Source organism: Rhodococcus sp. T2V, assembly GCF_029269925.1.
Classification (GTDB): domain Bacteria; phylum Actinomycetota; class Actinomycetes; order Mycobacteriales; family Mycobacteriaceae; genus Rhodococcus_F; species Rhodococcus_F koreensis.
The window spans coordinates 24,347-31,330 of the sequence record NZ_JARJBD010000110.1 but is presented as its reverse complement, the minus strand read 5'-3'; the positions used below and the strand labels follow the sequence as shown (position 1 = coordinate 31,330).

At 66.5% G+C, this 6,984-nt stretch carries 8 protein-coding genes; 4 read left to right on the top strand and 4 right to left on the bottom strand.

The annotated features are described in order from the left end of the window. The first annotated feature begins 162 nt into the window (after window positions 1-162). Together P3H15_RS46300 and P3H15_RS46295 are read left to right on the top strand one after the other, a co-directional pair. Window positions 163-834 (top strand): DUF4190 domain-containing protein, encoded by a 672-nt coding sequence (locus tag P3H15_RS46300; protein WP_276143474.1) that lies wholly within the window; start codon window positions 163-165, stop codon window positions 832-834. A 76-nt stretch (window positions 835-910) separates the two neighbouring features. Beyond that, on the top strand, window positions 911-1,168 hold the full coding sequence (locus P3H15_RS46295) for a hypothetical protein (RefSeq protein ID WP_276143473.1): 258 nt from the start codon (window positions 911-913) through the stop codon (window positions 1,166-1,168). A gap of 293 nt (window positions 1,169-1,461) precedes the next feature. Here the strand turns inward: P3H15_RS46295 and P3H15_RS46290 are convergent, their stop codons facing one another. The 4 genes from P3H15_RS46290 to P3H15_RS46275 all read right to left on the bottom strand — a co-directional run bounded on the left by P3H15_RS46290 (window position 1,462) and on the right by P3H15_RS46275 (window position 4,375). Then, a complete protein-coding gene (locus tag P3H15_RS46290; RefSeq protein ID WP_276143472.1) occupies window positions 1,462-1,878 on the bottom strand; it encodes a hypothetical protein in 417 nt (138 codons plus the stop codon). Continuing rightward, on the bottom strand, window positions 1,790-2,329 hold the full coding sequence (locus tag P3H15_RS46285) for a hypothetical protein (protein ID WP_276143476.1): 540 nt from the start codon (window positions 2,327-2,329) through the stop codon (window positions 1,790-1,792). The genes P3H15_RS46290 and P3H15_RS46285 overlap by 89 nt, the downstream gene beginning before the upstream one ends. 2 nt (window positions 2,330-2,331) lie before the next feature. After that, window positions 2,332-2,796, bottom strand: a complete 465-nt coding sequence (locus P3H15_RS46280; RefSeq protein ID WP_276143471.1) for a winged helix-turn-helix domain-containing protein — start codon at window positions 2,794-2,796, stop codon at window positions 2,332-2,334. 922 nt (window positions 2,797-3,718) lie between these two features. Then, window positions 3,719-4,375 (bottom strand): TetR/AcrR family transcriptional regulator, encoded by a 657-nt coding sequence (locus P3H15_RS46275; protein ID WP_276143470.1) that lies wholly within the window; start codon window positions 4,373-4,375, stop codon window positions 3,719-3,721. A gap of 179 nt (window positions 4,376-4,554) precedes the next feature. Between P3H15_RS46275 and P3H15_RS46270 the strand changes: the two genes are divergently transcribed. Together P3H15_RS46270 and P3H15_RS46265 are read left to right on the top strand one after the other, a co-directional pair. Next, entirely contained in the window at window positions 4,555-6,162 is a 1,608-nt protein-coding gene (locus tag P3H15_RS46270; RefSeq protein WP_276143469.1) for an AMP-binding protein, read from the top strand. Continuing rightward, window positions 6,159-6,980, top strand: a complete 822-nt coding sequence (locus P3H15_RS46265) for an alpha/beta fold hydrolase (RefSeq protein WP_276143468.1) — start codon at window positions 6,159-6,161, stop codon at window positions 6,978-6,980. Before P3H15_RS46270 ends, P3H15_RS46265 begins: the two co-directional genes overlap by 4 nt. Window positions 6,981-6,984: the final 4 nt, after the last annotated feature.

Sequence of the window (6,984 nt, the reverse complement as noted above, 5' to 3'; positions counted from 1 at the left end):
TTCCTCATCTCACACGCCGGTCCGCCATCAAGGCCGTCCACGGATTCAGGCTAAGATCGGCGCCGAGGGGTGCAGTCGCCTCCCACATTGCTACCGGAGGTGACCGATGAGCAGCTTCCCCGTCGAGCGTGAGGGTGCCGCTCACACACGGATCGGTGGCCGATGACCGTCGACCTGTCCAAGGCGGCCGCGACACCGTCGACGAACCATGCTCCGATCAACCCGTACGCGGTCATCGCTCTCGTCGCCGCACTGCTCGGGTTGTTCCCCGTGGCGATCGTCTTCGGCATTCTCGCGTTCTGGCGACCGGCCGGGCTGGCCATCGCGGTCGCGGCACTCATCCTGGGGATCCTGGAGGCACTTGCCGCCGGGACGATCCTGTATTCGGCCGGGACCTCCCTCTCGGACGCGGTCACTAACTCGTCGCCGGCCACCAGCTATTCCCTCCCCTCGGCGCAGGCCCAGGACCTCACGCCGGCGTCCGCGGTCCCGCCCGCCCTCGTTCCCCCCGCTGCGGCGACCACCGAACCCGAGCCCGAAGCCACCACCACCGTCGACGAGCCCGAGCCGGCCACATCCCCCACGGTCAACGGGGACTGCGACCCGGACGTCGACAACCACGCCACCTCTGCCGACGGCACCTTCCTCAAATGCACCTACGCCGGATCCACCCGCCCACACTGGGTGAGGTCCGTGCCGATCATCGGCCAAGCCGCCGAAGGGCAGAGCTGCAACCCCGTCGCCACCGGGATCGCGATCTCACCCGAAGGTCAGGATCTGTTCTGCGTCAGCAACGGTCGCACCGGGACCGGTACCTGGGCACCCGGCCCCTGATAACTGGCGGTGCCGGCAGCCTGTGCCGGATCCGCCCTGGCCGAGCACCAACACAACAACGACAGGAGCGTGTCCGGTGGTCGCAGTCGACGACACGGATCTCGGCATCGACACGGTCGAACGCACCAACGTGTGCGCGATCGTCGCACTGTTCTGCGCCCTGACGGGCTTGTTCATTCCAGCCCTGGTGTTCGGTGCGATCGGTTACGTCGAGACCGGCGGACGCGAATACGAGACCGGATCGTCTCTCGCCGTTGCCGCTCTGATCCTCGGTGCCATCGAACTCACCGCCGTCGTGGTGGCCGCCGTTGTCGTTCTGGTGTCCCTGCATTGAACCGAGTACCCGGCTGATCAACGACGTACGTGGACGCCTGTGTGAGCGTTCCCCGGAAGCGCCGGGCAGCTTCCGCCGCCTCTCACGGGCAGCCATCCCCGTGGCGGAGCCCACGAGGCGAATCAGACCCATCCCGCGGCGTCGCGACGACCCTGCGAGTCGGCCACACCGACGACTGCAGTACGAACTGCGAGACCTCACCCCACCACCCGGCAACAGCCCTGTGTCCAGGCTTTCCTCACGCGCGCTCGGCCCCTCAGCGCATGCCCCGGCCATGCTGTGCGGGCCGGTGGTTATCGTCCTTCGACCAGTTTGCCGTCGACCCGCCGCGAGACCAACGGCTCGGCGCCGAGTCTGCGGTCGATGTGGATGAGGGTGACCTGGGTGATCGCCGCAGTGAGAGAGCTTTCGAACGCCGCACGCGCGTGGGCTGCGCACCGGCTCACCGGACCCTGCTCGTAGAGCCGTGTGATCGCCGCGGGCGGGGTGAACCTGCCACCCATCGGGTCCTGCCCGCTGATCCCCCGGAGCCGGCCCTCCCACCACCGACGCACCGCCTGCTCATGGGCGATCGACGCCGGTACTTCGACGTCGACGATCCGCACATCGGTGTAGTCGTGCTCACTGAGCTGGGCCATGAGGATGCCACCTTGCGGACCCCATTGCAGGGTGCCTTCGATGACGACGTTCTCGCGTCGTTGCAGGCACACCTCGCGGACGTCGTCGATGACCTCGGTGGATTCGGCGTGGACCAGGGCCGCGAGTTCCCGGGGGGGCTATCGGGTGCGCATCGGCGAGCGTCGTCGACAGCAGGTCCGCATAGTGACCGTCCGCGATGGCGCGGCGCAGCAGTTCGTCCTTGACGATGTCCGCGTCCAGATATCGGTAGCTGGTATCGACCAGGTGACGCTCCCGCAGCGCCGTCGACTTGCCTGCCCCCGGTGGCCCCGCAGAAATTATCGCGGCGCAGTGCCCGTCGCGATCGGGCTCGGCGAGGTCGAGGTACCACTCGATGACCTCCTGCAGCGTCCGGTCCCGCCGGCGATCATCCGCGTACAGGTCGAGGGTGCTGCGGCCACTGTCCGGGTGCAGCGGCTGCCCGTGCTCCCCCAGGTGCACCAATTGCCGAGAAACCGCCTCGCGCAGTGGTTCTCCCGCCACGCTCACCCTCGGGCCGCAGCGCGCTGCGCCTGCCGTGCGGTGCGGGTGCCCTCGAACAGGACGTCCCACTCGTCGTCGGCGAGCAAACCCCGCCGATACGCCCGCCGCACGTCATCCCAGCTGCCCTTGGCGTACGCGTCCACCTGCTGGTCGCCGTCGGTGGGTACATAGCCGTAGGTGTAGTTCCAGTGCACCAGCGTGTCCATCATCTCGTCATCGGTGATCACCCCGGCCGAGCGCTGGTAAATCACCTCCCGCGGGGTTCGCTCGAGTTCGCCGGGCTGCTGCAGGACCCGTTGTGCGAGCCGGTGGACCTGCGTTGCCGAGATTTCCAGGAGATCAGCGATCTGGCGCAGCGTGAAACCCTCGTTCTGCGCCTTGTCGATCAGCCGCAGCCGGTCCAGCCGCAGGAGGTGTTCTCGCGCGGAATTGGCAGCGAGAGCACTTCTGGTATCGGTGACGGTCATACCCACCCCTTCCCGAACTCGTGTCCCAAATTGTAACACCAATGTGGAAAGACTGACCTGTTGGTGACCGGAGCGGTACCTGGTCCGATTCGGACCTCGCCGGCTCGCCACACGGTTTTCCCGCGTCGGCGGCGGATAGCTCGGCCGACCGGGACGCGTCCGCGATGCGGCACGCACGCCACCGTGTGCACGCGATTGCGCCTCAGCGCTCGACGCGCCAGGCGAGAAACCGGCGACGAAGCCCCGGCGCCACCTCGTGGGTGCCGGACTACTCCGACCCGCCGACCTCCCGGGGCACGCAGCGGGACGCCCCTGCCACCCGCGCCGGGAACCGCCGACATCTCGCCGGCCACCTCACGGGCCCGCCCGTACTCGGCGTCGATCACCATTCACCCCCGCGGCAATCCGAGGTCCGATGCCCGAGCTGGGTGAAAATAGTGTCATGGTGTGGATCACATTTTCTGGACTTCACTGCTGCCGCTCACCAAGATCAGAAATGCGCCGCTCGTCGTCACGTGCGGGTTGTCCGTGTAGCGCCCCTGCCAGCTGATCTTCATCGTTGGCGGGGGCTGCGCTTGGTTGCGCCACAACATCTCTCGCACTCACACCCCGTGCCCGCGCCTCTTCGCGCCGCCACCGTTTCCGGCACCGCACCTCACCGGCGCCCCGTCGCGATTCTGCTCATATCGTGTGCCATGCACTGCCGTACGGCACGCGTCGCCGCCCGGGAACGAGCGGCACACATTCCCGGGCGAACTCCTGTGGCGCGCCCGCGCCGAGCCCCGGATGACCGTCCCGGCACCCACGGCGGCACCGCCTACGAGATCGCCACCCGGTGCGCGGCCGGCGAGATCGATCCGGCGACGAACTCGGTGTCCGCCCCGACATGGCACCTCCGCCCCAGGTGTGCAGCGAGCAGCGATCAGGCCCGCTGCCTGCCGCGGTCGTCGCATTTCCCGGCCTCGGCAGCGGCACCGAAGAAGGTGGTGTACCAGATTCGGCTGACCACCTCTGCCGCCTGCTCGACGGGCATCGGCGACTCCTGCATTGCGTCTTGCGCGTACCAGACGTAGGCCGACTGCTCCACCATGCATGCCATCGCTTCGACCATGACCGCGGTGGGCAGGCCGTTGAGCTCCTCGATGCCGCACTTCGTCTTCAGGACGGTTGTGAAGCGCGCGATGTGCCGGTTGCGCATCTGCCACCAGAAGTCCCGGAACCGGGCTTCGACGCTCGCCGCTTCCACCAAGGTGCGCATCACATCGCGGTAATTGTAGTAGTGCGTCAGGTAGCCGGTGTTCGATTCGAGCAGTGCCTCGTACGGCTCCTCCTCGAGGCGGTGTTTCGTTGTTCCGCTGGCGCGGAACAGGTCGTCGTGGGTATCGGCGATCAGCGCGGCGAAGAGGTCTTCTTTGTCCTTGAAGTACCGGTAGAGCCCTCCGAGTGACATGCCTGCTTCCGTTGCCACGCCACTCATCGTGGTGCCGACGTAGCCGTCACGTGCAAAGACTGATCGGGCTGCATCCAGGAGCCGGGCCCGGGTGAGCTTTCCCTTGGTGGTGTTCGGTACGTGGGGCATGCCCCTCCTTCTCGTTGCAGGCATCGTATCGACTGATCGGAGCGTTGATCCCGAGTTTACACAAAAGCGACGTCACTCTCTTGACTTGAGGTACGCGGATGCCACAGACTCGTTACCACGACGCCGCGGTCACCCGCGTTTGCGCTTCATCATCCGGCTTTTCACCGAACGGAGTCGCCGTGAATTCCCGAGTAGCCACCTCCAACGCCGAGGCGCTCGACGTAACTCGGACCCTCGGGTCCGAGAGTCCAGACCTGACTCCCCTCGACCTGTTCCACAACCATCTCGCGCAGAATCCGCACACCATCGCCGTCCGCGACGACCGAGACAACGCGCTGAGCAGGAAGGAACTATGGGAACTCGCCTCCGACATCAAAGACGACATCGAGTCGCGCGGACTCACCGCCGGCGACGTCGTGGTCGTCTGCATGCCGAACTGGACTGAGTGGATGGCCACTTACCTGGCCGTCGTGCGCGGCGGCATGGTTCCCGCGACTCTGCCGATCACCACGGATCCGAAATCGATCGCGTACACGGCGAACCTGGTGGGCGCCAAAGCCGTGATACTCCCGCGGACACATCGGGGACGCGACTTCACAGCCGAATCCACCACGCTTGCCGAGGAACTGGGGCGATTCCTCCACGTCCTCCTACTCGACGGCGACCACCGGACACGAGCGTGGCGCACCTTCGACGGTCCGCCGGTGATAGTTCCGGAATATCCGCAGGGGATGGCGCACATACTGTTCTCCTCGAGTACGACAGGCAAGTCGAAGGCGATCGCACATTCCGAGGCAAGCCTGAGCGCCTACAACGAGAGCGTCATCGAACGTTACGGCGTCACCGGCGACCACCCGATCTTCATGCCCTCGCCGCTCGGTCACAGCACCGGTTTCTGGCACGGCGCGCGGATGTCGATGATGACCGGAGCAACGCTCGTGCTCCAGGACTCGTGGGACCCACACCGAGCCCTCGAACTCGTGGACCGGCACCACTGCGCCATCACCGTCGCTGCGACGCCGTTCCTGAAGGACCTGGTTGATACCGAATGGCATTCGTACACACCGAAACTGAACGGAATGCGTGCATTCCTCTGCGGAGGTGCTCCCATTCCCCCCAGCCTGATCGAGCAGGCCCAAAATCAGATGCCCGGAACCCGGATCGGGTCGATCTGGGCACTGAGCGAGGGCGGAGCCACCTCCAGCCTCCCCGATGACGCACCTGACCTGGTCGCCCGCAGCTGCGGGCGCGTGATGCCCGGCGTGGTTCTGGAGACGATCACCAAGCAGGGCATCATCGCACCGCGCGGCACCGACGGCGAGATCGTCATGCGCACTCCGTCGCTGTTCCTGGGCTACATCGGACAGGATGATCTGTATCGCGATTCCTTCACGTCCGACGGTTACTTCCGCACCGGGGACACCGGGATCGTCGACCAGGACGGGTACCTCCGACTCACTGGGCGACTCAAGGACCTGATCATCCGCGGCGGAGTGAACATCTCGCCGGTCGAGATCGAGAACGCGCTGGCGGGACACCCACAGATCGTCAAGGTCGCCGTCGTCGGACGCCCCGACGACCGCCTGGGCGAACGGATCTGCGCCGTTCTCCAGATCAATGGCACTCCTCCCACGTTCGAGGAAATCCTCTGCTGGCTCGACAGCCGCGATGTACCCCGGCGGCTGTGGCCGGAATCGATCCGCATCGTGACCGGCATGCCGCAAACACCTGCAGGGAAGATCCGCAAGAACATTCTCAGAGAGATGATTTCGGAGGAGAAGGCATGACCAGCGGCATCGACGGCACCATCACCACCCACACGGTCACCCTGCGCGACATCGACGTCACCTACACCCGCGCCGGCGACGGGACCGCCGTCGTCCTGGTGCACGGACTCGCCGAGGACCACCGGAGCTGGCACGCGGTGCAGGAGGCGGGTCTGGCAGCCACGACCTATGCCTACAATCTGCGCGGCCACGGAGACACCAGCATAGGGTCACCGGAGGGCACACTTGCCCAGCTGCGTGGCGACCTGCTGGCCTTCCTCGAGGAGGTCACCGGACCCGCCGTCTGCGTCGGCTTCTCCCTCGGCGGTACCGTCGTCCTCGCCGCCGCGGCACAGCGCCCGGATCTGGTGAGGAAGGTCGTCGCACTCGGCACCTCGAGTGTCGTGGGCCGCGGCGCCGCGGGCTTCTACGCGGGACGCATCGAGCTGTTCCGCGGCACCGACTCCGCCGCACAGCGGGAGGCGCTGCTCGCGGATACCGCTGCCGCGCTGCATAACCCTGCTTCCGACGTGGATGCAGTCACCCGTGCCCGGCTCGCCGCGGTCGGTGACGGAAGAGGCTACGTCAACGCCTCTACGGCGATGGCGGCACTCGTAGATGCACCCCTCACCCCGAAACTGTCGGAGATCGACCCGGGCGTCGACGTTGCCATCGTCGGCGCCGACCACGACACCTTCTGCCCGAAGAAGGCCGCCGACATCATCCTCGGTGCCATCGAGCACGCCGGCTACGCCGAGATCTCGGGCGCCGGGCACCTGATGCTGGTCGACCAACCCGAGCAGTCGATCGCGCTGCTCCGGCGCACCCTCGACCTCTGAAACC

What these genes read in the sequence shown, in the direction of transcription:
- P3H15_RS46300 (WP_276143474.1), top strand. Translation starts at nt 163, where the DNA reads ATGACCGTCGACCTGTCCAAGGCGGCCGCGACACCGTCGACGAACCAT.
- P3H15_RS46280 (WP_276143471.1), bottom strand. Translation starts at nt 2,796, where the DNA reads ATGACCGTCACCGATACCAGAAGTGCTCTCGCTGCCAATTCCGCGCGA.
- P3H15_RS46275 (WP_276143470.1), bottom strand. Translation starts at nt 4,375, where the DNA reads ATGCCCCACGTACCGAACACCACCAAGGGAAAGCTCACCCGGGCCCGG.
- P3H15_RS46265 (WP_276143468.1), top strand. Translation starts at nt 6,159, where the DNA reads ATGACCAGCGGCATCGACGGCACCATCACCACCCACACGGTCACCCTG.